The following is a 795-nucleotide window of genomic DNA, read 5'->3' on the forward strand; positions in this document are numbered from 1 at the left end:
CGACATGATCGGTCTGAACTGCTCGACCGGCCCCGCCGAGATGAGCGAGCACCTGCGCCACCTGGCCCGGCACTCCCGCATCCCCCTGCTGTGCATGCCCAACGCCGGTCTGCCCGTGCTGACGAAGGACGGCGCCCACTTCCCGCTCGGCCCGGACGGCCTGGCGGACGCGCAGGAGACGTTCGTGCGCGACTTCGGCACAGCACTGGTCGGCGGCTGCTGCGGTACGACCCCCGAACACCTGCGCCGCCTGGTGGAACGGATGCAGGACCTGACCCCGGCCCGGCGGGACCCGCGGCCCGAGCCCGGCGCCGCCTCCCTGTACACGCACGTCCCGTTCCGCCAGGACACCGCCTACATGGCCATCGGCGAGCGCACCAACGCCAACGGGTCGAAGAAGTTCCGTGAGGCGATGCTGGAGGGCCGCTGGGACGACTGCGTGGAGATGGCCCGCGACCAGATCCGCGAGGGCGCGCACATGCTCGACCTGTGCGTCGACTACGTCGGCCGTGACGGCGTCGCCGACATGGACGAGCTGGCCGGCCGTTTCGCCACCGCCTCCACGCTGCCGATCGTGCTGGACTCCACCGAGGTCGAGGTCATCCAGGCGGGGCTGGAGCGCCTCGGCGGACGCGCGGTCCTCAACTCCGTCAACTACGAGGACGGCGACGGGCCCGAGTCCCGGTTCGCGAAGGTCACCCGCCTCGCGCGTGAGCACGGGGCGGCGCTGATCGCGCTGACCATCGACGAGGAGGGCCAGGCCCGTACGGTGGAGACCAAGGTCGCCATCGCGGA

The 795-nt window shown here is 71.7% G+C and carries 1 protein-coding gene; it reads left to right on the plus strand.

Features of this window, described 5'->3' with window-relative positions; translation table 11 throughout:
- A partial coding sequence (locus tag CW362_RS42885; RefSeq protein ID WP_162684465.1) for a dihydropteroate synthase occupies positions 1 to 795 on the plus strand: 795 nt, incomplete at both ends.

Source organism: Streptomyces populi (genome assembly GCF_002911015.1).
In the GTDB taxonomy this organism is placed as follows: Bacteria; Actinomycetota; Actinomycetes; order Streptomycetales; family Streptomycetaceae; genus Streptomyces; species Streptomyces populi.